The following is a 25,774-nucleotide window of genomic DNA, read 5'->3' as shown; positions in this document are numbered from 1 at the left end:
TTCAACCAGCGCAGATTTGAGTTTGTTAAGAATAAATCATTTTAAATGACTTGTATTTGTTGAAAACAGGTCGTTTGAAAGGACCTGTTTAATGTAGTCAGTATTTAATGTCTATCAATTGGTCGAATAGTTTTTTGTTAAGAAGCGTCTTCTTGTCCCAAAGAAAATTTAAGGATTCATTTGGAAGTCTATGAATTGGCAAATCTGAATTGAAGCTAACGTATGTAGCTGTTTTGTATTTGCTAGTGAGACTAGTTTCAAGTAGCTGAATAATGCCACGAGATACTCCACCTAATATCTTTTCCAGAGAATTGATAGGTGAGGATGATAAAAAGTCGTATAGCTTTTGTTCGTTATAGTTTTCTATTAGTGCTTCACCAAGATCATCATATAGCCACTCAATTTTATATACGGTATCAGAGCCATTAATCGGGTTACTGAGTATAAGTCGAGTAGGAACCTTAAATTCTGTCACTGTCCCGACATCGGTAATGTTACCGTCATAGTAGAAGCCAACTTCAATAGTTGGTTCATCTTCATCTATTAGTGTGGATGAGCAGTTAATGCCAGTAGTAATGGAACCATCCGGTGTATATAAACTTTCTGTTACTGGTTTTACATAATACTGGATCGTCTCAAAAGAAAATTGATTATCAAATAATTCTGAAACGTCAGCGTTTAATCCATTGGCTAATTTAGATAAAGTTTCAAACTGTATGCCTTTTGCTTTTCCGGACGCAAGCTGTGAAATGGTAGGACGGGATACTCCCGTCATCTCTGTTACATTTTGAATAGTTAAATGACGTTCATTCATATATTGTTTCAGAGATATTTTTAACATACATGCACCTCATTTCTGCTTGAATTTAGCATATACCTGTAAAAACGAAATGACAAGACTATTTGCTAAAAGTATATCGACTTCTTTACTAAGCATTCTTACCATTTCTGGCAAGGATGCTTAGTATTAAAAAATGAGATGGAAATTATGAGCAATAATTTTAAGGATATCTTGGATTCTTGTTATTGGACAATTGGGATAGCACACGATTATCACAGATTCACGCTTACAAGTATTTATTATCAAAGAGCAAAAGGCATTCAGTTCGAAACGTTGAAGAAAATTTGCTTTTTTGGCATTACACCTAATGAGTTGTTAGGCTATGAGGTGAAGTAACATGCCAGAATTACGAGTATCACTACCAGAGAGCACTCAACAGGAACTAAAGCTGTTGATGTTTAACAAGTACTAAGCAGGCGTTTATACAAGCTGCTACACCGAGGTATATGACTAAGAAGCAAGCGGCAGACTACCTGCAATGGTACTTAGCTTAGAAATAGGATTCAAGGCAAGACCGTAAGCCATGATTGGTTAATGATCGCATTCAATGGGCAAGAGGCTGGTGAGATGTTAGCTACTGTTTTTGGATTAGCTGAGCATTGGAAAACTACCCGTTATCAAGTACGCCATTTCATTCATTTGTTTGTTGATTCTGAAACTATCAAGACACGCAAAGTTAATAAGTATTTTTTTGCAATCCAGCCATTAAAATATGTTAAACAGGATGAGTCAGAGACTAATTCGAACTAAAAAGGGGGTGTTCCTTGTGTGATTTGGGACAGCTCACACATGTGCCGTCCTTGTCTCCGAATGTGCAGAAATTAAAAAATAAAAGCTATTCATGATGGCCAAGGTGAATGACCAACGTTTGAACAACAAAAATGTATGAATGACGAAAATGTGAACAACAGATAAAAGCTTATGTATCCAGTAATTAAGGAACATTTTAAAAACATTTTCTGCAGCTAGTTAACAGATGGGTGACACTTGGTTGCTAGATGGTTGGCTAAAAACATCCCCCGGAAATAGGGCGTTTTGCTATTCAATTAAATTCATCTGAACATCAGGAAAGGAGGTCTAGCATGGATGGACACGCCACACCAGCAAAGCAGATGATTGCTGAACGTACACGTTTTTTGAATTTGAATATGGACGTATTTCAAAGCATGATTCATAGAAAATTGAACCGTTCTGCCATTATTCTTTGGATAACTATGTTAGATAACACGCCAGATTGGAATTTTAGCGCCAGCGAGTTGCAACGGCGGGCTGGTCTGTCAAGACAGGCTTACAGTACGGCTATTAAGGAGTTGCAGGACTTTGGCTTTAGTTGTTAGGAAAAACAAGAATCAGAGACGTAAGGGCGGTAAGTTTGCTGCTCCAGTGTATGAAGCTTACGACAAACCTCAAGAGCCTGTTCGCCGTGTAAAAAAAGGCACGGTAGAAAGTGCTGATAATAAAGCAATCGTAAATGACGAAGTGCGCAGTATAGGCGTTTCCACCGTGCCCACGACTGTTTCTCGAACTGAGCCAAAACAAAATTATGCAGATGTTTATAATTTTGCAGAGGTTTCACTGGAACGAACTGATACAAATCATCTCCACAAGTTAGGGACTAACGACAAGGAATTGTTAACTGAGTATGTTAAAGGATCAAGTAACGTCGATTAGTGGAGCAGGCGAGGCGTATCAGGTTCGCAATCACACTGGTGTAACGCTGATGAATTTTTTTAAAGTTCAAGATGGAGAGAACTTTTGCCATGATGATGAAGACTACATGGACTTAGAATACCTTTTGAGTGATGCAGTTACATTTAAAGTTTGCCATTGAACTGTGTCCTAACCGAACTCAGGAGATTCCAAAAGCACTTTACTTTCATTCCAGTGAACCTAGCAACGTAGAAGCGATGATGCACATTTGTTTAGGACAATCACAGTACAGCCGTTACAAACGGTGAGCATACGTACACTCTACAGAAGCCTTTCGAGGTTACTGAAAGATGAGTAGATGAATGATGCTAGACTCAGAGTACCTAATAAGTTTCATGAGATGTTATAGAAACAGTAATAACTTAATTTTGCGAGTAGGGAACCGGTATAATACTTATCGAGCAAGGGGGTGCCTTGCTGAGTGTCGCATATTGGATAATAGTAGGGAGTTGCTATGTTGCCTGGCAGAGACCTAAATCTGACCGCTAGTCGCAGTTAAGGAAGCTTCTTAACTCAAACTCCAGTAGCCGTCAGTGTATACTAGCGGTTATTTTTTAGGGAGGAATATCTTAATGAATGAATTACCAAAGCCGTCATCAAGCTACTTTATTGTGACGAATGAGGCTTCAATAGACTTTAAGGTGATGTTAGAAGACTACGATCATGTTTTTGCTGGTCATCGAGTAAGAATTGAGACTAATTATAATCTTTTGAGTGAGTTTGATATTGTTTTTACCGAACGGGATTTTCCATATTTAATGGGTTGGGAAAAGCTAACTAGTAAGAATGTAAACGCTAGTCAACTTATTAGACAGGTTAAAGCGGGCACCCTAGCTAAAACAGTGGCTAAGACGAGCTCGCTGTGGGGAAAACAAATTAAAAAAGGATGCTGCATTACAACATTCTGCAACGGTTTTTTTAGATCAAGACATACCCGCCTTTGTAGTAACAAGCAACATGAAGCCTAATAGACTTAAGTTAGATATTGTATTTATGGTTAACGAGCAGTTTGAGTCAGTAATACTAGGTTTTAGAAAGGCAAAAGGACGAAATTTCTTTGTACCCACCACGGTTACATACTGAGAGTTTGAACAATCCGTACTCATACCGGCGTCGAACAAGCATTACCTCTCTAAAATGGATAGATTAATCATGCAAGGGCCTGCCCACTGATGAGTAGGTTTTTAATTTTGTCTAATTTGGCTACCCCTTGCTTGCCCCTTGAGTGTTCATGATGAATTGATTTGCAGTGCTTTAAGTGAAAATAAAAGCTATGTACGATGAAGTATACGGTCAACGCCCCACACAGGCAATAAATAGTATTAGTTTTAGTGGTTCTATCGCTTGGCTACGTTTTGCCGTAAAAAAGCTACGTTTTCATGCTTTGCGGTGATATTTAATGATTTATGAAAATAGAAAAAAACCACCAATCACGGGCTGAGCCAGCGTGATTGGTGGTTAATTGTTTTGATGGATCGCCAGGGGATCGAACCCTGGACCCACGGATTAAGAGTCCGTTGCTCTGCCAGCTGAGCTAGCGATCCATATCAATTCAACTTTTATATAGTATCATATGCTCCAAACCCTGACAACAGGTTTTTCAGAAAAAGTTTAGATTATGACAAAACAAAGCCGTTGCAGGCGTAGTGATTCGTCTACAGCGGCAATTTTAGTGCAAATTATACAGGTTGATAATTCAATCGATGAATCAACCAACGATTGTGATCCTGGTTGCGGATCAGGCGGTCCGATACGAGTGTCATCGTGAAGCTATAAGGTTCTGAATAATTATCAGTTCCTTGGATAACTACATGACCGTGAACAAGTGCGACTAATTCTAGTGATGGGACATCGATCGTCATGTTAGTTAGGTGTTGTGGGTTGGTTAGTAAGGTTTGAATCATTTCTAGAATGGCTGCATGACCAGCCCGTTCATGACTTTTAAAACGTAAAAAGGATTCGGAACAAAATAGACTCGTTAGCATAGCGGCATCCATTCCCCCATCCAATGCTTGAAAATAGGTTTCGATCGTATGCTTAACGGCTTCCTGCTTTGTTTGTTTTTGCAAACGTACTTCATCAATATTGAACATTTTAAAGCCCCCTAAATGTAATCAATCACTGACGTCTATTACTAACCCTTACCAACTGTTTAGAGTGTAATTAGTTCGCCTATATTCAGATATGATAAAGGCGACTTAATGGTTGAAATCCGTCGTGGATATGGAGGCAAAAAAGATGACTAGCAAGCAGCGTCTATTGGAATCAGAAATTGCTAAATTAATGAAGATTCAACTGGTTGAATTGGACGAACTTGGACACATAAAAAGAAACGTTACAGATAATGACCTCGATATCCTAGATCGTGCCTTAATCAAGGCGGCCGTTCAGGAGGTGCAACAAACAGAAATAACGATGTTAAAGCATGCGTCAGTTAAGCATCGACAGGCCTTCTGTTTTAAGGCAGAGTTAGGCGTCATCGTTTGCGGCGTTGGTTTTTCAGATATGGACGAACAGCAGTTACGGTTATGTGCGCTCTGTTTATATGTCGGTTTGCTGGGCAGGTCGCCATTGGTGGTACCGAAACTCAGCGAAGCCAGACTTGAACCGTTTCACATAGAACCGGTGCACACGTTGATTCAAGCATTGCGAAGGAAAACTGGGAAGTTTTAAGTAACTTTGTTAAAGCACATTTTGTCAAAGTTACGCCGAGACCCCAACATCTGATCGGGTTAACGCTGATTGCAGGACTGTTTGTGGGGCATCAATTGACGGTAAACGGACGTTTACGCCACTTTACGGAGATTGTCAGTCAATGGTGGCAGGATGTCCGCAATGATGATATGACTAGCGCAAAACTGGCAGGACAGCTGGTAGTGGCGTTTGAACGGCGCCGCGTTAACAGTTCTCGCCTCAGTGGAGATCACCTGGTGAACCAGATTGTGAAAGATATCAATGTACATATAGAGACTCGTCTGCGCGTTGTGGACGTTGCCAAACGGATGGAGCTGTCGGCGGATTACATTACCAGGCATTTTCACCAGCAAACGGGGTGGACGCTGAAACAGTATATTTTGATGCGTAAGGTGACGGTGGCTAAAACACTATTACTTCAGCAAAGTGTGACGGAAGTCTGCTATCAGTTGCACTTTGGCGATCAGAGTCATTTTGCCAAGGTGTTTAAACATTATGTTGGGCTGACCCCACATGAATATCAGCGCCAACAACAGGATCGTTAATGACAAGCACGCTGAATCTGTTAAACTCTGATATGGAGGTTGTAAACACATGTCAAAGTCACGAATAGAGGCATTTACTGATGGCGTTGTTGCTATCATTATTACCATTCTAGTTTTGGATCTAAAATTGCCCGAACAACACACTTGGGCCGCGTTGTTCGGGCAAATGCGAATGCCGTTTGTCGTGTACGTCGCTAGTTTTCTAATGATTGCTGAAATTTGGAATTTCCATCACCAGATGTTTGCCGCAGTCGAAAAAACGAATGCACATGTTTTGTGGGCAAACATGAATTTGTTGTTCTGGATGTCCTTAATTCCCGCGGTAACGGCGTGGTATGGCACGGATATCTTTGCTAGGCCAAGCGCTATGCTGTACCATTGATTGTCTTGCCGTTTAACATTTCGTTTATCATCTTGAACCATGCTGTTCAACACGCTAATCAACTGTCTACTAAAGAGGGCATATCGGCCGATTCCGAGAGAAGAAACCAGTGGTCCTTGATCATTAATGTTTTGGTGATCATCATTACGTTCTTTTTCCCGCCGTTTGCGTTGTTGGTAGATTGCAAATTTAATCCGAATTTTTGGACAAATTTGTCAGCATAACCTGATACGGTGTTTGCCAGTCGAGTATTTTAAGCGGTCGCTGGTTAATTTGGAGTAACGTCGTCGTTAAATCTTGAGCACTAATGTGTTCAAAACGAGTCCCTTTAGGATAAAAATAACGTAAATTCCGATTAAAGCGTTCATTACTACCACGTTCAGCTGGCGTATAAGCATGGCAGTAATAGGTCTTAATACCATATTGTGATTCAAGTGATACTAGCCCACTAAACTCAGTGCCACGGTCCACAGTAAAGCTGTGCACCGGACCATTAAAAGTGGTTAGGAACTTAGTTAGTGCTTCATTAACAGTCACTGTCGTCCGATCTTTTAACCGGTATGCCCAAAGGAACCGTGATTTTCGATCGATTAAAGTTAATAAAACTGCCTTACTATGCCCACGAGGACCAACGACTGTATCTAGTTCAAAATCGCCGATGCGATTACGTTGATTAATCATCATGGGACGCTGTTCAATTGATCGCCCCAAAGATTGATTATATTTGGATCGTTGGTCAACGTTACGCCGTTGGCGTACGCCATGTTCAGGTAGATCATTCAAGGAGAAATCAATTCTCTCCTGATTTAGCCAATTATAAATAGATTTAGTAGCTAGTTTAAATTCGTGAGCAATCATTCCTGGTGACCAGCTTAGACGTAAATGGTTGAGAATTTTTTGCTTTAACTCATCGCTCAGCTTAGTTTTCCGACCACATCGTGATCGCTTGTATTCGGCATCTGTTTGTGCTAATTCAGCCTGATAAGGTTGACATCGAGATAATTCATAAGAAATTGTTGACGGTGATCGGTTCAGCCGAACGCCCATTTGGATATTGGACAGCCCTAGTTCACAAAAGGTTTCGATTTTAATTCGTTCGGAATAGGTTATACTAGACAAAAGATCAGCTCCTAAAAGATGGGTTTGTGGTAAACACCATTTTAAAGGAAGCTGATCTTTTTTGTCCGAACAGCGTTCGGATTAATTTTACAATCTACCAAGAAACGCAATCAGAACAAATTCAATTACGAACATCAGAAGACGATAGGAAGGAGGAATAACATGAAGTTCAGCAAAGTAAAAGCGTTAGCAACTACTGGAGCTACTGCAATCTATTTGGGCTTGATGAACGCCCAGGTTGTTTTTGCGGCGGACGGTGGCGAAGTTAAAAGCAAGCTAACCAGCGCTGGTAAGACGATTCAGGGCATTTTAACCGGATTGGTCGTTTTAGTTGGGATTTGTGTGGCGCTATTTATTATTATCAAAAGAATGCCTGACGCAGACGATCCGCGGGAAAAGTCCGAAGTTTACCACGCGGTTGGTCGAGTAGCTGGCTTAGTTGCCTTGGCGGCGGCCATTATCTGGATCTTACCTTGGGTTTACAGTCTATTTACCTAATTTAAAAAGGAGCCTGCCAAATGAAGAAAGGAAAAGAATTTATCTTCCCAGAGAACGTAGATAAAGATTACGGGATCTGGAAAGACTACACCTTGAAGGATTTTGGCTATGCGGCGCTGGCAGGACTAGTGGGTTTAATTTTTATTGCGATCCCACCCTATGGTCTGATTTTAGTCCTGATAAAAATAGTGATTGTTGTCTTAGCCATGACGATTGTCATGGCTATTTTAACAATTCGGCCAGTTGCGGCGCGGAAGAATATTAAAGTGCGGGATAACTTTAACTTGAAACGCCGCTATGCCAATAGCCAAAAGTTGTTTTATTAAAACCGAAGAAGCGAGGTGAACTAAATGCGTTTGAAGAAGAGCAAAACCGCCAATAAATCAGCGAAACTAGATTGGGATTACCAACCACCGAAGATCAACGGCGGTAAACAAACCATTGATGATATGAGCTTGGTCGTAGGTATGTACGGTAATTATGAAGTTACCAAAACTGGTAATCTGGTCGGTATTTTGGAAGTTAGTGGGATCAACCTTGATCTACTTAATGAAACCGAACAACAGGACGTTTTTGAGGACTATGGCGCGTTTCTCATGAGTACCTTAGGTGAAGGGGTTGATGACACCTTACAGTTCTTAGAACCGACGATTCCCGTCAATATGACGGCTTATCTCAATGGTCTCAAACGGCGGTATCTCGCCTTACAAAAAGACCACCCGGAGCAACAGTTCAAAATCCAACTCATAGCCAGTTATTTGGACCACTTTACTAAAGTCCAGGAATCCAAAAACATGACAACTAAGCAACATCTGCTAATCGTTAAGGTACCGATTAAAGACAAGAGCGTTAAAAGCTTAACCTTAGCCGTCACTCATTTAGACGAAAAGATCGAACAGGTTAAACGAGACATTGAAAATGCGTTAACGGACTTTGATGTGACGGCCAAAGTGTTGACTAGTCAAGAAGTCCAAGAGATTTTAAAGAACTTGATCAATTTTAATGGATAGGGGGAAACAAAATGAGTTTTGGCGATAAGGTCATTGATTTGTTCATGCCAACCAAGAAAGAAAGTAGGCAAAATAGTGAACCAGCGGTTAATAAACAAAAACCGGAGGTTGAAGACTTTACCAAGCTGATTGATCGCGATAGCTTGCATTCACTATTCCCGTTTAGCTGGGAACAGTACCCCACCTACGTCCAGTCGGGCGAGAATTTTATTCGGGTGTTAGCGATTGCTGACTATCCCAAGCGGGTGTATGGCAACTGGTTATCAGAATTGAAGCGCAAAAAAGGCGTTATCGATATTGTGCAATATATCGACAGCGCCAGTAACAATTCAATGATTACCTATTACAAGAAGACGATTCAAAATAAGGAAGCACAGAAGTTAAATACGTTCGACCCGTATAAAAAGAAGATTCTGCAAAATTATATTGATTCAGCCAACATGCAACTAGATAAATACCTTGATAATTCTACCACATTTGTGTACCAACATATGCTGATTTATCTGCGGGCCAACAGTTTAGCAGAACTAGACGACTTAACCGAAAACGTTAAGAATACGTTGATTAAGTTGCAAATGAAACCTTTAGTACCCGTTAAAGCGACTTTTCAAGCATTTTGGTCAACCATGCCAATTAACGAGAACCTCATGGGGGATTACACCTATAAAGAGAGTAATACCGAAGTCGCCAGCAGCATGTTTCCCTTTGATGACGCGGAGATTTTGGACTTGAAGCCTAGAAGCGATATTGAAGGGGTTAACAAAGATACCAACAGCTTAATTGCCGTAGATATGTTGGATCGCAACAAGACCCTAAATCAAAATCAAGTGATTATCGGGACCTCGGGGGTCGGCAAGACCACCTATATGATTCAGAAAATCCTACGCTACGCCATTCAAGACTATCAAATCTACATTATTGATCCAGAAAACGAATATACCAAGATTGTTGAAGCCCTGGGTGGGGCAGTCTTGCACTTAACTTCTAATGCGAAGTACAAAATTAACCCGCTCCAAATTTTCTCCGAAGAAATCCTAAGCGCCGATGAGGCGGTCACGAACCTTGATTTACTAGTTAAAGATAAAATCCAGCGATTAAAGGGATTCTTTGAAGTCCTTAAAACCGGGATTACCCAAGTTGAGCTGGCAATCCTTGATGATGTCGTTAAACAAGCTTACGTCAACAGTGGCGTTTTGAAATATAGCCGCTTAAAAGAGATTAAAGACGATCAGTGGCCGACCTTATCCAATGTTTATGACGAGTTGGAAAAACTGGCAGATAAGGACGCCGACAAATTCAATCGGGTTAAAGACTTCTACTACATCTTAGGTAGTTATACCCATGGTTCTAACAGCCTATTTGACGGCCACACCAACGTCAACCTAAAGGGAAAGATCATTTCTTTTGATCTAAAACCCCTACAAAGTGAACAGGAAGTCCAATCAGCGGCTTATCTGAATACCTTCCAGTATTTGTGGGACGAAATCACCAAAGATCGGCATAGCCGCAAGAAATTGTTTGTCGATGAATTTCACTTTTTGACTTTGCACAAAGCGGCCGCCACCTTTTTCCACCAAGCATACAAGCGGTTTAGAAAGTACAATGCCGGGGCGATCGCCGGAACACAGCAAATTCAAGATGTGATCGAAGGAACGACTGATACCGGTCAAAACATAGGTGAAGCTATTATCGGTAACTCCTACACGAAAATCTTTTTCGGGTTAGACGGTAAAGGCGTTGATGATGTGATTACTAAGTTGAGAATGACGTTCTCGGATAAAGAAAAGAAATTATTGGAGCGCCGCCGGCAAGGTGAAGCCCTGATGATTTATGGCAGTCAACGAGCCTTTATGAAAGTTGAATTGACCGAAGAAGAATTGCGACTAATCGACCCAGAAGCTTACCAAGAAAAATACAATCGTGAGACAGCCGAACAACCGGATTATCAAAAGAGAGTTGTATTGACACCAAGTGAGATTGATACCTTAACAACCACAGAAGAGAAAGGGGGAACTTTAAATGAGTAAAGACTTAGAACTATTAAATATCGAAGTTGGGACGTTTAAACGGATAAAAGATAAACTCACCCTTGAGCTTGATCGTAGCCAATTTCGTTATGACAATATTAGTGAATTAAATGAGCTGAAAAAAGAAACCCCAAACTTTTTACGGCTGCTAAATATCGTGGAACAAGATGAAAGAGTTGTACTTACCTATGCTTTACCCGATCGGGTAAAATCTTTGAAGTCCTTGCCACATGAAAATAAGGCAATCCGGTCAGCGATTGCCAAGGAAATTATGGCGCAAAAGGTGGTTGCTGATAGCCAGTATCACATTGCGTTGAACCCAGCTAACCTCTGGTATTACCCCATGCAACATGTTTGGTACGCCTACCGGGCCAATGAACTCATGCCCTATGATGACAAGCACAGCAATTTAGCTAAATACAAAGCGCTGATTCTATTTTGTTTGACGGGGACGCCCTATGAACGGCTACTAAGCAATCCTAAAGAAGCCCTAGCCAAACACCCGGACGACTATTTACAACAAGTAGCTAAAGCTACGTCGTTAAATGAGTTAACGGAAGTGGTTAACGGCATTGAGGACTTTGTGAGCTATCACGAATGGCAGGCAGTTGAAACGGCCCAGCAGAAAACCAAACAACGTTTATGGTTGAGCGTGGCCGGAGTGGCGATTGTGGCCGTTTTGGCCGTCGGCTTAGTCCATAAAAGTGACGAAAGAAAGTATCAAAGCTTAGCTAACCAGAACCAAGCCCAAGTCACGCGATTAAAATATAGCGGTCAAATTCAGACCGCTTTAAATGATCATAAGTGGTCAGAAGCACAAAAAGATATGCAACGAGCCGGCTATCCTGCAACTAAGCAAGTCAATGTCTTTTTAAAGCATGGTCAGTACCAGCAAGCTTTAAAGGTTGACCCAAGCCAGTTGAATAAGGTTGTCAACACGGCTTATGCCAACAAGGATAGCGGGCAGGTTGCCAAGTGGGAATTGCCAACTAAGGCGACAAGCAAGCAAAAAGACCAGTTGAAACTTGAAAAAGCCATCGTTAACTACGATACCAATACGCTCAATAACCAATTATCCTTTACGACGAACGCTGATGTTTTATTGAGAATGGGACAAGCCTTCCTAGCCCATAACGATACGCAAGACGCCCAGACCGTCCAAACCAAATTAGCTGGGGTGAACAGCCCTAAAGCCAAGTATCTCAAAGCGCTATTAAGCCTCAATGCCGCTAAGAACGAAGTTAGTGACGCCCAAAAGAAGTTAGATGACGCCAACAAGATTGATGGCAGTAAAGATAAGGATAAAGATAAGAAGGTGGATTCGGCTAAGTCGGACTTAAAGAACGCGCAGAGTGACCAATCAGCAGCGCAAAAACAAGTCGATCAGGCCAAGCACAAAGTGGGTGATTAAATGCAGGTATTGTCATTTGAATATAAGAAAAAGAAGTGGAAATTGATTGCTTATATTGTGGGTGGCGCCCTTCTGCTAATCATCTTGTTAATTGCGGCAGTAACAGGTCAATTGCAAGAAAACAGTTGTGATAATTCAACGACCACAGAAACGCAATTAGATAGTAAGAGCATGACGGAAAATGCCAAAAACATCTATGCCCACTGGAAACAAAAGTATGGTGCCACCCCACAAGCGGCCGCCGGTATCTTGGGGGTCTTACAACTAGAAAGTCGCCTTGATCCCAAGTCCGTTAATTCCAGTTCCGGGGCCACGGGCTTAGCCCAGTGGTTAGGTGGTCGAAAAGATAAACTGGAAGATTTAGCCCATAAAGAAAACAAATCAGCGACCAATCTCGGGGTTCAGTTGGACTATCTCGATCAAGAATTGAACAGTAGTTACTATGCGTCAAACAAGCAGATTTTTAAATATACGGACGTGCATAAAGCGACCAAATCCTGGTTAATGGATTACGAGGGTATGAGTAAGAACCCGGAACAATGGTATTTAAGCCAAAGATACGGTTATGCCGATCATTGGTATTCCGTGTTGGGTGCAAGTGATCCCGTGGCCGGTAATACGTTAGACAATGCGAGTTCCGGCAATCTGACCGAACTAGGTTGTGATAGTGACCCGAGCTATTCCGGCGGTAGTATCGTTAAAAACGCAGAAAGTATGAAAGGCGATTTCTACTATGTTCAAACCCACCCCAGCCCCGATTTAGGCAGTGATTTAAAGAATCCCAGCAAAACTGGTGGAACAGATTGTTCGGGCTTTGTCTGGTTAGCGCTTAATAAAGCTGGTTACAAGGTACCGGCCAATATGGGCTGGTTTACCGGCACGATGGCTAGTGACGCCAAAGGTAGCCATCAATACTTGAAACAAATCAGTGAAAATGACGCGAAAGCTGGCGATATTGTGATTGTTAATCAAGGCGCCGGGGCCGGCAACAACGGGCATACCGCCATTCTGCTAGGCAAATGGCAAGGTAAAGCCACCAAGATCATTGAGCAAGGTGGTGTCGGCGACAAGGTTAACGAAAGCACCTTTGGCACCGCCTTTTATAGCTTACTAAGTGGTAGCGATGTAACGTTAGCCCGGCCAATCAAGAAGTAAGGAGGAACCAACAAATGAAGCGGAGCATGGTTTTAAGTATTGCGATTGGTAGTTTGATCTTAATCATGTCATTAGGGGCGAATGCCTATCAACATAGCCAAGTTAAGCAGGCGCAACAGCAGATTAGTCGTTTACAAAAACAGAAGCGACAAGTTAACCAGCAATTGACTAAAACCAACCAACAAAAGCAGTTATTGAGCACCCAAATTGACAGTTATAAGACCTACCAAAATAATAAAGACAAAAGTCAGGCTGAACTAAGCTTTAATACGGTAGTCACCAAGTTCTTTAAGGTCATGAACAACTTTAAGCCCAAGACCTACGGACAGCGTAAAGATGGCGTGAAAGACTTGATTTCCGACAAGCTATATCAGCAATACTTTTCAAATAAGGGCACGTATGGTGATAGCAATAGTGTTTCAGCTAAGTTAAATCAACTGAACCTGTATACGCAAAGTAAGCAGGGGCAAAATATGAAAGGCTTGGCCGTTGTCAGTTACGAAAGTAAGAGTGGCGACAACGACTGGCAAAAGGCGACGGTACTTTATCAAGTGACTTTCGATACCACCACGGATCGAATCACTGATGTACAGAATCTTGGGAACAGTTTTAAAGCGAGTGACCTTGATTAAAAAAGTAAGCAAAGCCCTAGCGGTGATCGTGGTGATACTTGCAGTATTAGGCTTTGCAGGTCATAGCTATGTGAACCATGTTGAGAAAGAGAAAACAGTTGTGACGCTGGCTAAGCATTCTGATAAAGCTCTGTTCTTTTACCGTGATGATTGCCCGGATTGCCAAGCTATTTTCCACCAGATTTATTGGCATAACGTAATCAGTCACAACATCGTCTTGATTAACATGAATCAACCGCAGAATCGGCATTACATTCAAAAATATCAATTAACGTCAGTACCAACCTTGATCCATGGTAAGCAACGGTACACCGGCACCAACCAACAAAGAATTAAACAGATAGTGGGTGATTAGATGAAAGACAAATTATTAAACAGCGTTAAAGCCAGTTGGCCGTACCTACTAACGCTAATCATTGGCTTGTATTTAGCGGAGATTTTAGCTGGCTCTGTCATGGCCTTGTCCCGCTATAAGTTGGCATTTGCAGATCATATGCCAACCGTATTAAAACAATTAGCCTTACACCCTTGGCACTATTACAACTTGTATTTGGGCCAAAAGAACCCAGTACTAATTATTGTCAGTGTCGCCGTGGTCCTATACACCATCTATTTTGCTTTGAAGCGCAATAGCAAGCACAAAGCGTGGGAAACCGCAGACACTGAAACCCACGGGAGCGCGACTTGGGGTAATCTAAAAGAATTGAGTGACCATTACTTTAGTATCAATGCCAAAGACCTCACCACAGCATTTAACAAGAGTACCAAGGCCGAAATTCTCAAATCATTAGTGGATCGAGAAAAGTCAGCGAAGGGGGCAGATTAACATGAATGGGACAATTTTAGGGATCGTGGATAAACGGATTGTTTACCAGAATAACAGCACCAAACCAAACCGGAATATCTTTGTGGTTGGGGGCCCAGGATCGTATAAGACCCAGTCAGTCGTCATTACCAACTTGTTTAACGAAACGGAGAACAGCATTGTCGTAACCGACCCGAAAGGTGAATTATACGAAAAGACGGCCGGTGTCAAACTAGCCCAGGGTTATCAAGTACATGTCGTCAACTTTGCGAACATGGCGCACAGTGACCGCTACAATCCCTTTGATTATATTCAGCGCGATATTCAAGCCGAAACCGTGGCAACAAAGATCGTTCAGAGTGAAAATGCCGAGGGCAAAAAAGATGTGTGGTTTAGTACCCAACGGCAACTTTTGAAGGCACTAATCCTGTTTGTCATGAACCACCGGCCACCAGAGCAACGGAATTTGGCGGGTGTGACCCAAGTGTTGCAAGAAAACGATGTGGAAGCCAAGGAAAAAGGTGCAGATAGTCCATTAGACACCTTATTTCTTGATCTAACCATGTCTGATCCAGCGAGACGCGCTTATGAGTTAGGTTTCAAAAAGGCCAAAGGGGAAATGAAAGCCAGCATTATTGAAAGCCTGTTGGCGACCATTTCGAAGTTCGTCGACAAAGAAGTGGCCGATTTTACCAGCTTTTCAGATTTTGATTTAAAAGAGATTGGCAACGCCAAAGTTGTTCTATATGTAATTATCCCCGTCATGGATAATACTTATGAAAGCTTCATCAATCTGTTTTTCTCACAATTGTTTGATGAATTATACAAATTAGCCGCCGATCATCACGCTAAATTGCCCCACCAAGTCGACTTTATCCTTGATGAATTTGTCAACTTAGGAAAATTCCCAAAATATGAAGAATTTTTAGCTACCTGTCGGGGGTACGGTATTGGCGTGACGACCATTTGTCAGACCTTAACCCAGCTCCAAGCTTTGTATGGCAAGGATAAAGCCGAAAGTATCTTAGGTAATCATGCCGTTAAAATTTGCTTGAATGCCGCTAATGATGTGACTGCGAAATACTTTAGTGATTTGTTAGGTAAATCGACCGTAAAAGTGGAAACCGGTAGTGAGAGTACCAGTCATAGCAAGGAAGAAAGCCACAGCAAGAGCGATAGTTACAGCTATACGAGCCGTTCACTCATGACACCCGATGAAATCATGCGTATGCCCGAAGATCAGAGCTTATTAATCTTTAGCAATGCGCGACCAGTCAAAGCTACAAAAGCGTTCCAATTTAAACTATTTCCAGGGGCTGATCATTTGGTTAACTTGTCACAGAATGAGTATCAAGGCCAACCAGAAGCCAGCCAGGAAACCAACTTTCATCAAAGAGTAGAGAAATGGAAAGCAAAATTAAAGGAGACTGCTCAAAAAAAAGCCGCAAACAAGATGTCTCAAACAGAGGAGGAGCAACAGCAGGACAACCTAGACAGCGACTTAGAGAGGGTTTCAAATAAAGATAGTCAAACAGAGGAGCCAAAAGAGGACGACGATAACAACTTATTTGGCTAATGAATAGGAAAGGGGAGTTAAAATATGAAAAGTTTTTACTTCCACCCAGTTTTAGCAAGCTTCTTAGGTGATAAAATTTCGGGTGCAATTAATGAATGGCTTAAAGGAGTTTTTAGTGGGGCAATGAATGGTATAACCTCATGGTGCAGAGCTATTTTTGATCAAATCGGTCAACATGAATCTGTCCTAGACCAATGGTATGCAATCTTTCTTACTTTTGCGACGTCCTTAGTAGTCGTGGTTGTCCTAGGAAGAATCATTGGAACTTTGCTAAAAGAGGCCGATGAAAGTACCGATGTTACTTGGGCCAATATTGTGATGGACAGTCTTAAATCAGCCGCCGCAATTCCGGTCATGGTCTTTTTACAAGGATTTTTACTGAAAGCAATCGTGTTTCCACTCGGTAAATTTATGTTTTCAATGAATAGTAAGTACACAGCTTCAATGATTACCGGTTCAAAAAATATTGGTGGAACATTGGCGATAGGATCGGTTATGTCACTGATATTATTAGGATTCTTTGCGATAGTGACCGTGTTCTTCTTCTTCAAAATGTGTATCTTTATGGCTGATATAGCCTGGTTCTATCTAACAATCCCGTTTGCGGCCATCAGTATCGCAACCGAGACGTGGGATTATAGTGGCACGTGGTGGAAGAAGTTAATTTACCTAAACGCTTCTATGCTCTCACAAGTGTTATCCATGACCCTATGTGTTTGGGGGGTTACTCATTGGGGTAGTAATGGAATTGGTGCCTTTGCTTTATCCATTGGTATGGGGTGGCTGGTATTGCACACACCAAAGGCTATCGAAGATTTTTGGAGTTCAACTGGTGCTACCAAAAGCGGTTTGGCAGGGGCTATGAGAATGTTAAAAAATAGAATGAAGCATTAGGCCAAAGGGGGGTTACTTAAATGAAGTGGCGAGAAAAAATAAAAACGAAGTGGCGAGTTGATTCGCATGTCAATGTTTTTAAAGGAAATCCACTTGACCACTTGATCTTCTACTATCTGTATCGATCACTAGAATGGTTCGTCATCGTTATGGGAGGTTTGCTAGTTCTATATGAAGTTTTAGCTTACCTGTGGCTTGAAGTAATCGTTTTGCTAGTGGGTGGCAGTGCCCTAGTCATGATTCTAAGAAGCGGAGCTAAAAGTGAACATAAAGCTTACAAAGATTGCTTAAAGGAACGTCAACAGGCTTATGAGCAGGTCAAACAAGAAGACATGCAAGCACTTAGAAAACAAGCCTGGTTGGATAGTGCGAACCAAGGCAAAGAAGAATTAGATCAAAAACTTAATCACAAGGAGTGAACGAACATGACCACTGTTATCTTAGCCGAAAAACCCAGTCAAGCCCGTTCATACGTCCAAGCCTTCCAAAAGAGCACAAAAAAACAGGGTTACTATACGGTTAGTGACCCTGTTTTGCCCGAGAATACGCTTGTGACATATGGTCTCGGACATTTAGTTGAACTGGCCACACCGGATAAATATGATCAGAAATATCAGCAATGGGCCCTATCTAATTTACCGATTTTTCCCGATAAATACAAGTTTGTGGTGTCAGCTAGTAAAAAAGACCAATACGGGATCGTCAAAGACCTGTTAACGAAGGCCGATACCATTATTGTTGCCACCGATAGTGGTCGGGAAGGCTCCAATATCGCCTGGTCAATCATGAACCAAGCCCAGATTGACGTTAAAAAGAAGACCATTAAGCGGCTATGGTTAAATAGCCTAGAAAAAGACGCCATTATTACCGGCTTTAAAAATCTTGGTGACTGGCACAAAGACTATTTGGCTTATAAAGAAGCTCAAACCCGGCAAATTAGTGATTGGTTGATCGGTATGAATGGTAGTCCCTTATATACTTTGTTATTAAGACAAAACGGGGTACGCGGGGTATACTCAATTGGTCGCGTGCAGACGCCAACCTTGTATATGGTCTATCAAAGAGACCAGGCAATCAAAAACTTTAAGCCGGAACCCTATTTTGAACTAAATGCGGAAATTCTTGCTAATCAGCAAAAATTCGTCGCAAAATTAGACCCCTATCAGCGATTTAAAGACGAAACAGGGCTGATGACATTCATGCAAGCTAAACACGTTCAGAAAGGCTCACAGGGCGGTTTAATCAAGGACGTCCAAAAACAGGCTAAAAAGCGTGCTAGTCCCCAACTATTCTCACTATCCAGTCTGCAAAGTGCCATGAATAAACGTTATCACGCCAGTGCCAGCCAAACCTTAGCGGCCATTCAAAGTTTATATGAAGCCAAGTTGCTGAGTTATCCCCGAACGGATTGTGCTTATATCACTGATGAAGAATTTGATTATTTAGTGGCTAATCTGACGAAGTATCTGGGTTTGGTCTCTAAGCAAGTCGCTTTAACCAATACCACCCCAAATAAACGTTACGTCAATGGGAAAAAGGTTGAAGAACATTACGCCATTATCATGACTAAAGTTGTGCCGACGAAAGAGAAACTAGCCAGCTTACCTAAATTACAGCAACAAGTCTATGACTTGGTTTTAAGAACGACGTTAGCGATGTTTGCTGATCCGTACGAGTACGAGGAAACCACCATTATCACCCAAGTTGGTGCCGCCAATTTTAAAGCAACCGGTAAGGTCCCAACTAAGCAAGGCTGGCAAGCTTTATTTGATGATCACAAAGCCGACCAGCAAGAAACAGCCACCTTACCACTCGTTCACCAGGGCGATCAGGTTCAAGCAAATCTGCAAACACCGCAAAAAGAAACGACACCACCGGTGCCCTTTACCGAAGGTACCTTAATTACGGCAATGAAGACGGCCGGTAAAACACTTGATGATGAAGAAGCCCAAGCGATTCTTAAAGATGTGCAAGGCATTGGAACGAGTGCAACCCGGGCAAATGTGCTGGAAGTGTTAAAGAAGCGCGGCTATTTAGTTACTGAAAAGAACAAGCTCCACGTCAGTGAAGCGGGGATTACTTTATGTAAAGCGGTTGAACTCGAACCCTTGTTAACTAGCCCAGAGATGACAGCAAAATGGGAGCAAGCGTTACAACAAATCAGTACCGAAGAACGCACCCCGGATAACTTTTTGAGCCAGATTAAAAAGTTCGTGGAAAAATTGATTGCTGATGTTCCCACACAATTGACTGGCAGTGCAGCCATTAAGCAACAAATCGATCACCAACAGCAAGCGCAAAAAGCCGCCGAAGTATTCTTAGAAACACCGCAAGCGACCGTTTTAAATAAACAGAAGTTTTACATTGTGAAGCCCAAGCAAGGTGAAGATTTTACCTTACCTAAGAAATGGAGTAGCAAGACGCTCGGGAAGACCGCAATTAAAGCGCTGGTCACCAAGGGGGAAACCAGCAAATTAAAGGGTTTCAAGAGCAAAAAAGGAAAGTCGTTTGACGCCAAGTTAAAGCTTGACGGCCATAAATTAAGTTTTGATTTTGATTAAACCAGCCTACCGCCCTGCACGTTGTTGCGGTTGGTGAACTCGTCATTTAGGTTTACTTTTCAAAAACCAAAAAGTGAACCTAACCAACGAGTGTAATTGTAAAAGAAGGAGGATATATCATGAAAAATGAACTGGAAGCATTAGCAAGCGAATTACCTATTTTGACGGATAAAAGCAGTTATAAGTACCTATCAGAAGTTGCGGGTAATGGCAAATATATTCAAGTTGCGTGGCAAAAAAAGAATGCTGAATATTTAGCACTTTACGGCACACAATCTATCAAGTTACCCCAAATTGATAATTCTGTAGAGTTTGTAGACGCCGAGGAGGTTTAAATATGCCAACTAAAGAAGAAGCAGAAGAATGGAAGAAACAACTTGTAGATAATGCAGAACAGCAAATTTTGAACTTAACTGATAGTGAAAAGTTTAAAAGTTATCTTGATACCGTAGCAAAGTTTCACCGGTATAGCCAACGTAATATTGACCTTATCTATTCTCAAAATCCAAGTGCCAGCCAAGTTGCAGGCTTTAAAAAATGGCAGAATGATTTTAAACGATCAGTAAATAAAGGAGAAAAAGGGATCAGGATTGCGGCCCCTATTATTAAAAAACTAACTCCAGAGGATCAGAAAAGGCTTGATACGACCGAAGAAAAAGCCATAGTTGGTTATCGCTATATTCCAGTATTTGACATATCACAGACAAGCGGCGAACCAGTCCTAAGTGCTAAAGATTTTGTCAAAGAAAATTTAGCGGATCATCAGAATGTGACAAGCTTGTATAACGCATTCAAGGACTATCTAAACCAGCAAACCGACCTTAAAATCAGTGAAGTGCCTTTAGCGACGCTAAATGGGGCTAAGGGGTATTTTCAACCCAGCACTAATGAAATCGTCATTGGTGGCGATGAGCCCGACAATGCTTTGAAACTAAAGACGTTATACCACGAATATGCGCATAGCCAGCTACACGGCTTAAAATCAGCCTTTAAAGATCGGCCACGAGCCTATCAGGAAACCCAAGCCGAAGCGGTTGCGTATGTTGCCATGCAAAATATTGGCGTTGATACCAGCAACTACTCACTCGGTTACGTGGCCACCTGGGCTAAAGATAAAGCCGTGATCCATAGTGCTTTAAGTGAGATCCAGCAAGTGAGCAACAAAGTGATTGAGCTTAGCGACGGGTTAACCAAACAATTAGGCTTACAAGAAGCCCAAAAAGAGCCTGAGCATGATCTAAAAAAGTTATCAGCCCATGATCTTAATAAGTCCTACCAAAGCTTGCAAAAACAAGTTCAGCAAGCAACGAATCCACAACAAAAATCAGAACTAAAAAATAAATTAAATGATGTACACCAGAAAATCAGTAAGCGAACTCAAAAACAGCTGCAAGCATTTGCTGAACAGAATCCAGGAATCAAACAACCCGAATCCGAACTTGATCAAAGTTTAAAACGGTAGCTGATTTTTATATTCGCCATAATCATTAAGACATGATTTCATTCTTCTATCACTATTAGATCGTGAGTGCATCATTTTGTACAATTCCTAATTCAAATAATTAACGCGCATTAATGTATTGCAAATAGTTATTGTACTTCTGGATCATCTTGTTTTTAACGTATTGTTCCATGTATTTATAGTCAGGGGTACCATCCGACATAGCAGGCAACATAACCTTATCGACTCGCAAATGGCGAGCATTTCGCTTATATCCATGTCCATATTTAGGTCTAATCAAATCCTGACTTCCAACAAAGAACAATCCCGTATATGGATTTAACCAGTCAGCATATCCATAAATAACATCAGTCGTTGAGATAAACGGCTCCTTTTTATAAACGGCATATCCAGCAGCGCCATCACCATTTTTTATAAAGCCAATACAATTTCCTGACTGAACCATAGGCTTAGACACGTCATCTAATGCAACACGGCATAAAACACCATTATTACGATTAGTAGCACCCAAATATTCAATACCACCAGAATCAACTTGGCGCAAATGCACTAATCCTTTACCTTTACCGCCAACCAATTTAGAAAACAATTCACTAATCACAAAAGGCTTCCAGTCCACTGAGTTAATGGCAGGCAATGACTGAACTGTTCCCAATTCTGCTAATCGATCATGAACATAATCTAAATAAGATTGCCGTTTTTGGCTCAGCCTTTCGCGTACATAATCAGACATAAAATCATAATCAGGCTGACCATTATCATCAATTGGCAGCATTAAACGAAGCCGTTTCATACGTGATAAAGTCGCTCCATTGCCGCCCCAATTAAATTTAGCGGTCATTTGAGTTCTCAGCAAAGGCAATAAGAATTGAATTACTAGAGGTGTCAAATGTTCACCAGTAATAATTTGAATATTTTGACCAGTAACGAATTTATAAGGCTGATAGAAGGCTGTTTGTGTATCCAAACCAACAGTTATAACGTCATGCAGGTCGAAGCCATAAGAATAATTCTTATCACTCACAAACAGTGCTACCCCATTATTGTCAGCAGATCTAGTAACATATGGCACTATTTCAGGCCCATCCAATACCAACCGTTTCTTATCAATGCTACTGTTTGTAGTATGGATCTCAAAAAGCCCCTTAGGTCCAAAAGCACCAAAGCCCTTCCAGTCACGATCAGTCAACTCAGTCATTGGGGTCACCATCTTTCTTAAACAGATAATCACGACCATCCATGACCATTGAAAACTCAAAATCTAAATAATCACTAATTGATTTGTCAAATTCCGCATCGGTCGGCACTTCATCATTAAAGTAATAGAAACTGTGCAACCATTCGTCCGTTGGTTTAACCGTTGACTTAACGCAGAACTTTGTTGGAGCTTCCACGTTATCATGCCAAACATCTAATAAGTATTGTTTGCGGTCCTTGACTCGTGAAGTTGCGACTAATCCAATATGAGGACTAACTTCATAACCATCATCACGAAAATCAATAAACTTGACCTGTTTATCCGCAGGGTGAGGCTCATGAGCAGTAAATACAGCAATCACGGGGTTAGTACCGACACCATAGAAAGTGTTAGGATTGCACGTTATAACCCCCTCAAGAGTATGCTCTTTCAGGATAGCCTCTTTGTATTGCTTTTCGGCTTTGGACTTACCAACCATTGTAGATTGTGGAATAATCACAGCTACACGACCATCAGGAAGGACACTATCCAACAAATGCTTAATGAAGCTAATTTCATATTGATCAGGATCTTTTTTTGAACCCTGACTGTATGGTGGGTTCATCATACCAACATTGGCCATTGTTTCGGTTTGGAGTTTTGTTGCTGGTTGTTGCAGAAAATCCTCATTTTTTAGATTTGATTTTCCATCTCCACGTAAAATCATGTTTGTCGTTGCAATGGTGAACATATAGTCTTGTAGTTCAATTCCATATAGCTGATTACGACGAATATCACGTCGCTGCTGGTCACCAGAGGCCTGTTTAAGCATATTGTGCATTGCAGCGATCAGAAAGCCAGCAGTCCCACAAGTAGGGTCAAATACATGGTCGGTAGGCTTTAGGTCTACGAGATCACAAAACAGTTCTGTGATATGCTTAGGCGTCAAAATAATACCTAAACTTTGACCGTCACCACCTGAATAACTCATAAATTCACCATAGAACCGACCCAGATAGTCCTCTGCAGAGTTTGTATAACGAATGTCTTGATAAATAGTACGATTGATAAACTCGGTGTAATAACGTAATGGTGTCATACCAAGTCGAGAATCTTTAGTATTCAACTTAGCTGAGTCTTTGATGATACTGAACTGACTCAATAACTTATCTAACTTGGTCTGTGGTTGGACATTAGAACGCCGTAAATTAGATTTAATAGCGTCCATTAACTTATCACCATCAGTGTTAACCGTATCACCGGTTAATGAATCAATACTAAAGTTGCGAGCTTCTCCCTCACGCAAAGCTAAAAGAATACCAGATACGACCAACGGTTTATCAACATCTTTTAACTGACCGTATGTTCTCAAATCCTCGTGGAGTTGAGCAGCATCTTTAAGAATATCAGCAGTAGTCTTTTCCTCGTTAGTTTCCTCATGAAGCACTTCTTTTAGATAATATTCATCAATGTTTTTCTCGTTAAAACTAATAAAAGACTCAACATCTGGCAGTACATCATAGTCACCACGCTCGTTAATGAACATTGGCGTGATTTTATGCAACTTCTCATTACCTGAAACCCCAAAGGCAAAACACCTCTTATACGAAGTCCGTTCCAGAATATGCCGAGCATAATGTAATGCCCCATTCAACGCATATTTAGGAACGACCATCGGATCATCAGTCGTGATAACATCGTGATCAGTATAAACATGATTGGAAATATCAGCCTTATCTTCAATCACCAGCAAATAGTCCTTTACGACCCCAACATACTCGGGATAACCAGACTTCCCATTTAATTTTTTGCTAGCAGTATGAAGTGCATCATCAATACTTTTTATGTGAGAGCTTTGATAGTCCAAATCAATCTTAGAATCATTTAACAGGTGATCCACCCATAAATCCGTAGACCCTTCAACTCGTGCCATTTAATCCATCCTTTCCGTGAAGCCATCTCCAAATAGCTCCATGTTCTTGTTTTTCTGGAAGTTTGTCAAATGGTGTTGAAGGATAGTTTCTATCCTTCGGAGATCTCCTCGTGTGGGAGATCTTTTTTGTTGTTTTATTAGTTGCGGCGTTTAATCTGGTGTGTTGTCTGAATATCGTACTTGAAGGCATAACAAATAAGCCTACCATCGTGACGTTATTGTGGTAGATAATCTAGGCAATTAAGGCCACGGTAAAGGTACCGAAAGTCAGCATTAATTGTAAAGCGTCCGACACGGACACTTAGGCTACTCCTTTCGTTAGGATTTATGGGCTTTAAAGGTTTAACACCATAAGCACCACCTCCGATTGGAAATAGCCACCGCCTTAACTTCTCTACTTGATTTATTATACAGGGAATCTGTATTACTATCCAAGCTTTAGAACAAATTCGTTGGATCGCTATATTACTAGTGAGAACCAATTTAGAAAGATTAATTTTAAGTTTAATCCTTATATTACTAGTAGAACGTAGACGGATTCTGAAAGGAGGTTTTACAATATTCTTGACATAGAATAATTGAGCACTAGATAAGCTTCATAATAATAATGAAAATAAATTTGAAAGAAGATTTTATAATGTGGGAAAATATAACGATTTTTATAGGCCAGGCATGGAAATTAGTTTTTGCTGTTCTACACTGGACTAGCACTCATATATCAGTTGGTTGGCTATCATTCGGTGTGGCCTTATTGGCTTTTACAAGAAATAATCATAAAAAGTTACTTCAACAATTCGAATATTCATCTCCTACGCATGATTTTAAAACCACTATTACAGTATATAATGACAGCCTTGGAACCGAGTCCTCTCGTTTCATGGGAATATTAGTTACAACAAAAAAGAACTACTGTTATAGAAAGATGTTGCTACCCTGGTTGATTAAACATACTAAATATGCTGACAAAATATTTCCTTATGACCGAATGATAGATACTCAAAATGATAAAGAACGCCAAAAGCTCAATTTTTTTTCAATCAAAAGTCATGAAGTACGCCCCATCGTTATTGACAGGAAAGAATTTCTGAATCATATTGACCAGAGACTAAGTGACAATCGTAGGGCATTAAAGAACTTTGTTAATAGAAAGCCAGTCTATATGTACTTTATGCATCAAACTATAGCCGGAAAAATAAAGGTGTTTGGCTTAAAGATTGATTATCAGGACCCTATAGGCAAAGACTTGGATATGGAAAAATTAAAAAATAATCTAAACTCCAATTCCATCAACAAAACAAAATAAGTTTCTTGAAGTTACACTTGAAAAATAGAAATCAAAAAG

At 41.0% G+C, this 25,774-nt stretch carries 29 protein-coding genes, 1 tRNA gene and 1 pseudogene; 25 read left to right on the top strand and 6 right to left on the bottom strand.

All coding sequences use genetic code 11. From position 1 onward, the window contains the following. Positions 1-97: 97 nt before the first annotated feature. Positions 98-841, bottom strand: coding sequence for a helix-turn-helix domain-containing protein (locus tag ABUE36_RS13950; protein ID WP_421016955.1), 744 nt, complete (start codon positions 839-841; stop codon positions 98-100). A gap of 138 nt (positions 842-979) precedes the next feature. On the opposite strand from ABUE36_RS13950, the gene ABUE36_RS13945 reads away from it, so the two are divergent. From ABUE36_RS13945 to ABUE36_RS13920, 6 genes are all read left to right on the top strand, one after another. After that, positions 980-1,177: a helix-turn-helix domain-containing protein gene (locus tag ABUE36_RS13945; protein ID WP_421016954.1), complete on the top strand. Its 198-nt coding sequence runs from the start codon at positions 980-982 to the stop codon at positions 1,175-1,177. A 231-nt stretch (positions 1,178-1,408) separates the two neighbouring features. Then, positions 1,409-1,591: a hypothetical protein gene (locus ABUE36_RS13940; protein WP_421016953.1), complete on the top strand. Its 183-nt coding sequence runs from the start codon at positions 1,409-1,411 to the stop codon at positions 1,589-1,591. 332 nt (positions 1,592-1,923) lie between these two features. Continuing rightward, entirely contained in the window at positions 1,924-2,178 is a 255-nt protein-coding gene (locus ABUE36_RS13935; RefSeq protein WP_161002069.1) for a hypothetical protein, read from the top strand. Then, complete coding sequence (locus ABUE36_RS13930; protein ID WP_161002070.1) at positions 2,162-2,512, top strand: hypothetical protein; 351 nt, start codon at positions 2,162-2,164, stop codon at positions 2,510-2,512. Before ABUE36_RS13935 ends, ABUE36_RS13930 begins: the two co-directional genes overlap by 17 nt. Next, positions 2,484-2,672: a hypothetical protein gene (locus ABUE36_RS13925; RefSeq protein WP_421016952.1), complete on the top strand. Its 189-nt coding sequence runs from the start codon at positions 2,484-2,486 to the stop codon at positions 2,670-2,672. Before ABUE36_RS13930 ends, ABUE36_RS13925 begins: the two co-directional genes overlap by 29 nt. Positions 2,673-3,123: 451 nt before the next feature. After that, the gene (locus ABUE36_RS13920) at positions 3,124-3,519 is read left to right on the top strand and encodes a hypothetical protein (protein WP_161002071.1); all 396 of its coding nucleotides are present in this window, start codon (positions 3,124-3,126) and stop codon (positions 3,517-3,519) included. 503 nt (positions 3,520-4,022) lie between these two features. Here ABUE36_RS13920 and ABUE36_RS13915 read toward each other — a convergent pair. Continuing rightward, positions 4,023-4,095 (bottom strand) — tRNA-Lys (locus ABUE36_RS13915). A 135-nt stretch (positions 4,096-4,230) separates the two neighbouring features. Continuing rightward, a complete protein-coding gene (locus tag ABUE36_RS13910) occupies positions 4,231-4,644 on the bottom strand; it encodes a nuclear transport factor 2 family protein (RefSeq protein ID WP_161002072.1) in 414 nt (137 codons plus the stop codon). 145 nt (positions 4,645-4,789) lie between these two features. On the opposite strand from ABUE36_RS13910, the gene ABUE36_RS13905 reads away from it, so the two are divergent. The 3 genes from ABUE36_RS13905 (at position 4,790) to ABUE36_RS13895 (ending at position 6,172) form a co-directional block, all read left to right on the top strand. Beyond that, positions 4,790-5,224: a hypothetical protein gene (locus ABUE36_RS13905; protein WP_161002073.1), complete on the top strand. Its 435-nt coding sequence runs from the start codon at positions 4,790-4,792 to the stop codon at positions 5,222-5,224. Positions 5,225-5,319: 95 nt separating this feature from the next. Beyond that, positions 5,320-5,790 carry a helix-turn-helix transcriptional regulator gene (locus ABUE36_RS13900; protein ID WP_421016951.1) on the top strand — a complete coding sequence of 157 codons (471 nt, stop codon included), beginning with the start codon at positions 5,320-5,322 and terminating at the stop codon, positions 5,788-5,790. Between the two features lie 49 nt (positions 5,791-5,839). Then, positions 5,840-6,172, top strand: a complete 333-nt coding sequence (locus tag ABUE36_RS13895; RefSeq protein WP_161002075.1) for a TMEM175 family protein — start codon at positions 5,840-5,842, stop codon at positions 6,170-6,172. A 189-nt stretch (positions 6,173-6,361) separates the two neighbouring features. On the opposite strand, the gene ABUE36_RS13890 is transcribed toward ABUE36_RS13895, so the two are convergent. Next, a complete protein-coding gene (locus ABUE36_RS13890; protein WP_421016461.1) occupies positions 6,362-7,291 on the bottom strand; it encodes an IS30-like element ISLpl1 family transposase in 930 nt (309 codons plus the stop codon). 162 nt (positions 7,292-7,453) lie between these two features. Here ABUE36_RS13890 and ABUE36_RS13885 point away from each other — a divergent pair, with 162 nt between their 5' ends. The 15 genes and pseudogenes from ABUE36_RS13885 to ABUE36_RS13815 all read left to right on the top strand — a co-directional run bounded on the left by ABUE36_RS13885 (position 7,454) and on the right by ABUE36_RS13815 (position 21,322). Further along, a complete protein-coding gene (locus ABUE36_RS13885) occupies positions 7,454-7,789 on the top strand; it encodes a CagC family type IV secretion system protein (RefSeq protein WP_060459851.1) in 336 nt (111 codons plus the stop codon). Positions 7,790-7,809: 20 nt separating this feature from the next. Further along, positions 7,810-8,171 (top strand): annotated as a pseudogene (locus tag ABUE36_RS13880) (conjugal transfer protein). Then, positions 8,140-8,799 carry a TrsD/TraD family conjugative transfer protein gene (trsD, locus tag ABUE36_RS13875; RefSeq protein WP_343525149.1) on the top strand — a complete coding sequence of 220 codons (660 nt, stop codon included), beginning with the start codon at positions 8,140-8,142 and terminating at the stop codon, positions 8,797-8,799. The pseudogene ABUE36_RS13880 and the gene trsD overlap by 32 nt, the downstream one beginning before the upstream one ends. Positions 8,800-8,810: 11 nt before the next feature. Then, complete coding sequence (locus tag ABUE36_RS13870; protein ID WP_421016950.1) at positions 8,811-10,826, top strand: VirB4 family type IV secretion system protein; 2,016 nt, start codon at positions 8,811-8,813, stop codon at positions 10,824-10,826. Next, entirely contained in the window at positions 10,819-12,237 is a 1,419-nt protein-coding gene (locus ABUE36_RS13865) for a type VII secretion protein EssB/YukC (protein ID WP_421016949.1), read from the top strand. Before ABUE36_RS13870 ends, ABUE36_RS13865 begins: the two co-directional genes overlap by 8 nt. Then, positions 12,238-13,392: a phage tail tip lysozyme gene (locus ABUE36_RS13860; RefSeq protein ID WP_003712725.1), complete on the top strand. Its 1,155-nt coding sequence runs from the start codon at positions 12,238-12,240 to the stop codon at positions 13,390-13,392. 14 nt (positions 13,393-13,406) lie between these two features. Then, on the top strand, positions 13,407-14,024 hold the full coding sequence (locus ABUE36_RS13855; RefSeq protein WP_056986305.1) for a hypothetical protein: 618 nt from the start codon (positions 13,407-13,409) through the stop codon (positions 14,022-14,024). Then, positions 14,011-14,379, top strand: coding sequence for a thioredoxin (locus ABUE36_RS13850; protein WP_421016948.1), 369 nt, complete (start codon positions 14,011-14,013; stop codon positions 14,377-14,379). The genes ABUE36_RS13855 and ABUE36_RS13850 overlap by 14 nt, the downstream gene beginning before the upstream one ends. Further along, positions 14,380-14,850 (top strand): hypothetical protein, encoded by a 471-nt coding sequence (locus tag ABUE36_RS13845; RefSeq protein ID WP_063733905.1) that lies wholly within the window; start codon positions 14,380-14,382, stop codon positions 14,848-14,850. It begins immediately after the preceding gene. A 1-nt stretch (position 14,851) separates the two neighbouring features. After that, positions 14,852-16,405 carry a VirD4-like conjugal transfer protein, CD1115 family gene (locus tag ABUE36_RS13840; protein ID WP_421016947.1) on the top strand — a complete coding sequence of 518 codons (1,554 nt, stop codon included), beginning with the start codon at positions 14,852-14,854 and terminating at the stop codon, positions 16,403-16,405. 24 nt (positions 16,406-16,429) lie between these two features. Continuing rightward, positions 16,430-17,299 (top strand): conjugal transfer protein TrbL family protein, encoded by an 870-nt coding sequence (locus ABUE36_RS13835; RefSeq protein WP_003712731.1) that lies wholly within the window; start codon positions 16,430-16,432, stop codon positions 17,297-17,299. 20 nt (positions 17,300-17,319) lie between these two features. Continuing rightward, positions 17,320-17,718 carry a hypothetical protein gene (locus tag ABUE36_RS13830; protein ID WP_421016946.1) on the top strand — a complete coding sequence of 133 codons (399 nt, stop codon included), beginning with the start codon at positions 17,320-17,322 and terminating at the stop codon, positions 17,716-17,718. Between the two features lie 6 nt (positions 17,719-17,724). After that, positions 17,725-19,860: a DNA topoisomerase III gene (gene topB, locus ABUE36_RS13825; protein ID WP_421016945.1), complete on the top strand. Its 2,136-nt coding sequence runs from the start codon at positions 17,725-17,727 to the stop codon at positions 19,858-19,860. 119 nt (positions 19,861-19,979) lie between these two features. Beyond that, entirely contained in the window at positions 19,980-20,195 is a 216-nt protein-coding gene (locus ABUE36_RS13820; protein ID WP_003660156.1) for a hypothetical protein, read from the top strand. A 2-nt stretch (positions 20,196-20,197) separates the two neighbouring features. Continuing rightward, on the top strand, positions 20,198-21,322 hold the full coding sequence (locus tag ABUE36_RS13815) for an ArdC-like ssDNA-binding domain-containing protein (RefSeq protein ID WP_421016944.1): 1,125 nt from the start codon (positions 20,198-20,200) through the stop codon (positions 21,320-21,322). Positions 21,323-21,422: 100 nt separating this feature from the next. Here the strand turns inward: ABUE36_RS13815 and ABUE36_RS13810 are convergent, their stop codons facing one another. After that, positions 21,423-22,520, bottom strand: coding sequence for a restriction endonuclease subunit S (locus ABUE36_RS13810; protein ID WP_421016943.1), 1,098 nt, complete (start codon positions 22,518-22,520; stop codon positions 21,423-21,425). Further along, positions 22,513-24,432: an HsdM family class I SAM-dependent methyltransferase gene (locus ABUE36_RS13805; protein ID WP_421016942.1), complete on the bottom strand. Its 1,920-nt coding sequence runs from the start codon at positions 24,430-24,432 to the stop codon at positions 22,513-22,515. The genes ABUE36_RS13810 and ABUE36_RS13805 overlap by 8 nt, the downstream gene beginning before the upstream one ends. Positions 24,433-25,051: 619 nt before the next feature. On the opposite strand from ABUE36_RS13805, the gene ABUE36_RS13800 reads away from it, so the two are divergent. After that, positions 25,052-25,735, top strand: a complete 684-nt coding sequence (locus tag ABUE36_RS13800; protein ID WP_421016941.1) for a hypothetical protein — start codon at positions 25,052-25,054, stop codon at positions 25,733-25,735. The last annotated feature ends 39 nt before the right edge of the window (positions 25,736-25,774 follow it).

The sequence above is a fragment of the Furfurilactobacillus cerevisiae genome, assembly GCF_048961765.1.
GTDB classification, from domain to species: domain Bacteria; phylum Bacillota; class Bacilli; order Lactobacillales; family Lactobacillaceae; genus Furfurilactobacillus; species Furfurilactobacillus milii_A.
Note: the sequence above shows the minus strand (reverse complement) of the source record. Positions and strands in the feature narration are given on the sequence as shown.

Excerpts from the sequence above, each read along its gene's own strand:
- ABUE36_RS13920 (WP_161002071.1), top strand. The coding sequence starts at position 3,124 with ATGAATGAATTACCAAAGCCGTCATCAAGCTACTTTATTGTGACGAAT.
- ABUE36_RS13935 (WP_161002069.1), top strand. The coding sequence starts at position 1,924 with ATGGATGGACACGCCACACCAGCAAAGCAGATGATTGCTGAACGTACA.
- ABUE36_RS13840 (WP_421016947.1), top strand. The coding sequence starts at position 14,852 with ATGAATGGGACAATTTTAGGGATCGTGGATAAACGGATTGTTTACCAG.
- ABUE36_RS13910 (WP_161002072.1), bottom strand. The coding sequence starts at position 4,644 with ATGTTCAATATTGATGAAGTACGTTTGCAAAAACAAACAAAGCAGGAA.
- ABUE36_RS13905 (WP_161002073.1), top strand. The coding sequence starts at position 4,790 with ATGACTAGCAAGCAGCGTCTATTGGAATCAGAAATTGCTAAATTAATG.
- ABUE36_RS13835 (WP_003712731.1), top strand. The coding sequence starts at position 16,430 with ATGAAAAGTTTTTACTTCCACCCAGTTTTAGCAAGCTTCTTAGGTGAT.
- ABUE36_RS13865 (WP_421016949.1), top strand. The coding sequence starts at position 10,819 with ATGAGTAAAGACTTAGAACTATTAAATATCGAAGTTGGGACGTTTAAA.
- ABUE36_RS13860 (WP_003712725.1), top strand. The coding sequence starts at position 12,238 with ATGCAGGTATTGTCATTTGAATATAAGAAAAAGAAGTGGAAATTGATT.
- ABUE36_RS13870 (WP_421016950.1), top strand. The coding sequence starts at position 8,811 with ATGAGTTTTGGCGATAAGGTCATTGATTTGTTCATGCCAACCAAGAAA.
- ABUE36_RS13820 (WP_003660156.1), top strand. The coding sequence starts at position 19,980 with ATGAAAAATGAACTGGAAGCATTAGCAAGCGAATTACCTATTTTGACG.
- ABUE36_RS13885 (WP_060459851.1), top strand. The coding sequence starts at position 7,454 with ATGAAGTTCAGCAAAGTAAAAGCGTTAGCAACTACTGGAGCTACTGCA.
- topB (WP_421016945.1), top strand. The coding sequence starts at position 17,725 with ATGACCACTGTTATCTTAGCCGAAAAACCCAGTCAAGCCCGTTCATAC.
- ABUE36_RS13950 (WP_421016955.1), bottom strand. The coding sequence starts at position 841 with ATGTTAAAAATATCTCTGAAACAATATATGAATGAACGTCATTTAACT.
- ABUE36_RS13940 (WP_421016953.1), top strand. The coding sequence starts at position 1,409 with ATGTTAGCTACTGTTTTTGGATTAGCTGAGCATTGGAAAACTACCCGT.
- ABUE36_RS13945 (WP_421016954.1), top strand. The coding sequence starts at position 980 with ATGGAAATTATGAGCAATAATTTTAAGGATATCTTGGATTCTTGTTAT.
- ABUE36_RS13810 (WP_421016943.1), bottom strand. The coding sequence starts at position 22,520 with ATGACTGAGTTGACTGATCGTGACTGGAAGGGCTTTGGTGCTTTTGGA.
- ABUE36_RS13805 (WP_421016942.1), bottom strand. The coding sequence starts at position 24,432 with ATGGCACGAGTTGAAGGGTCTACGGATTTATGGGTGGATCACCTGTTA.
- ABUE36_RS13845 (WP_063733905.1), top strand. The coding sequence starts at position 14,380 with ATGAAAGACAAATTATTAAACAGCGTTAAAGCCAGTTGGCCGTACCTA.
- ABUE36_RS13925 (WP_421016952.1), top strand. The coding sequence starts at position 2,484 with ATGTTAAAGGATCAAGTAACGTCGATTAGTGGAGCAGGCGAGGCGTAT.
- ABUE36_RS13815 (WP_421016944.1), top strand. The coding sequence starts at position 20,198 with ATGCCAACTAAAGAAGAAGCAGAAGAATGGAAGAAACAACTTGTAGAT.
- ABUE36_RS13855 (WP_056986305.1), top strand. The coding sequence starts at position 13,407 with ATGAAGCGGAGCATGGTTTTAAGTATTGCGATTGGTAGTTTGATCTTA.
- ABUE36_RS13830 (WP_421016946.1), top strand. The coding sequence starts at position 17,320 with ATGAAGTGGCGAGAAAAAATAAAAACGAAGTGGCGAGTTGATTCGCAT.
- trsD (WP_343525149.1), top strand. The coding sequence starts at position 8,140 with ATGCGTTTGAAGAAGAGCAAAACCGCCAATAAATCAGCGAAACTAGAT.
- ABUE36_RS13895 (WP_161002075.1), top strand. The coding sequence starts at position 5,840 with ATGTCAAAGTCACGAATAGAGGCATTTACTGATGGCGTTGTTGCTATC.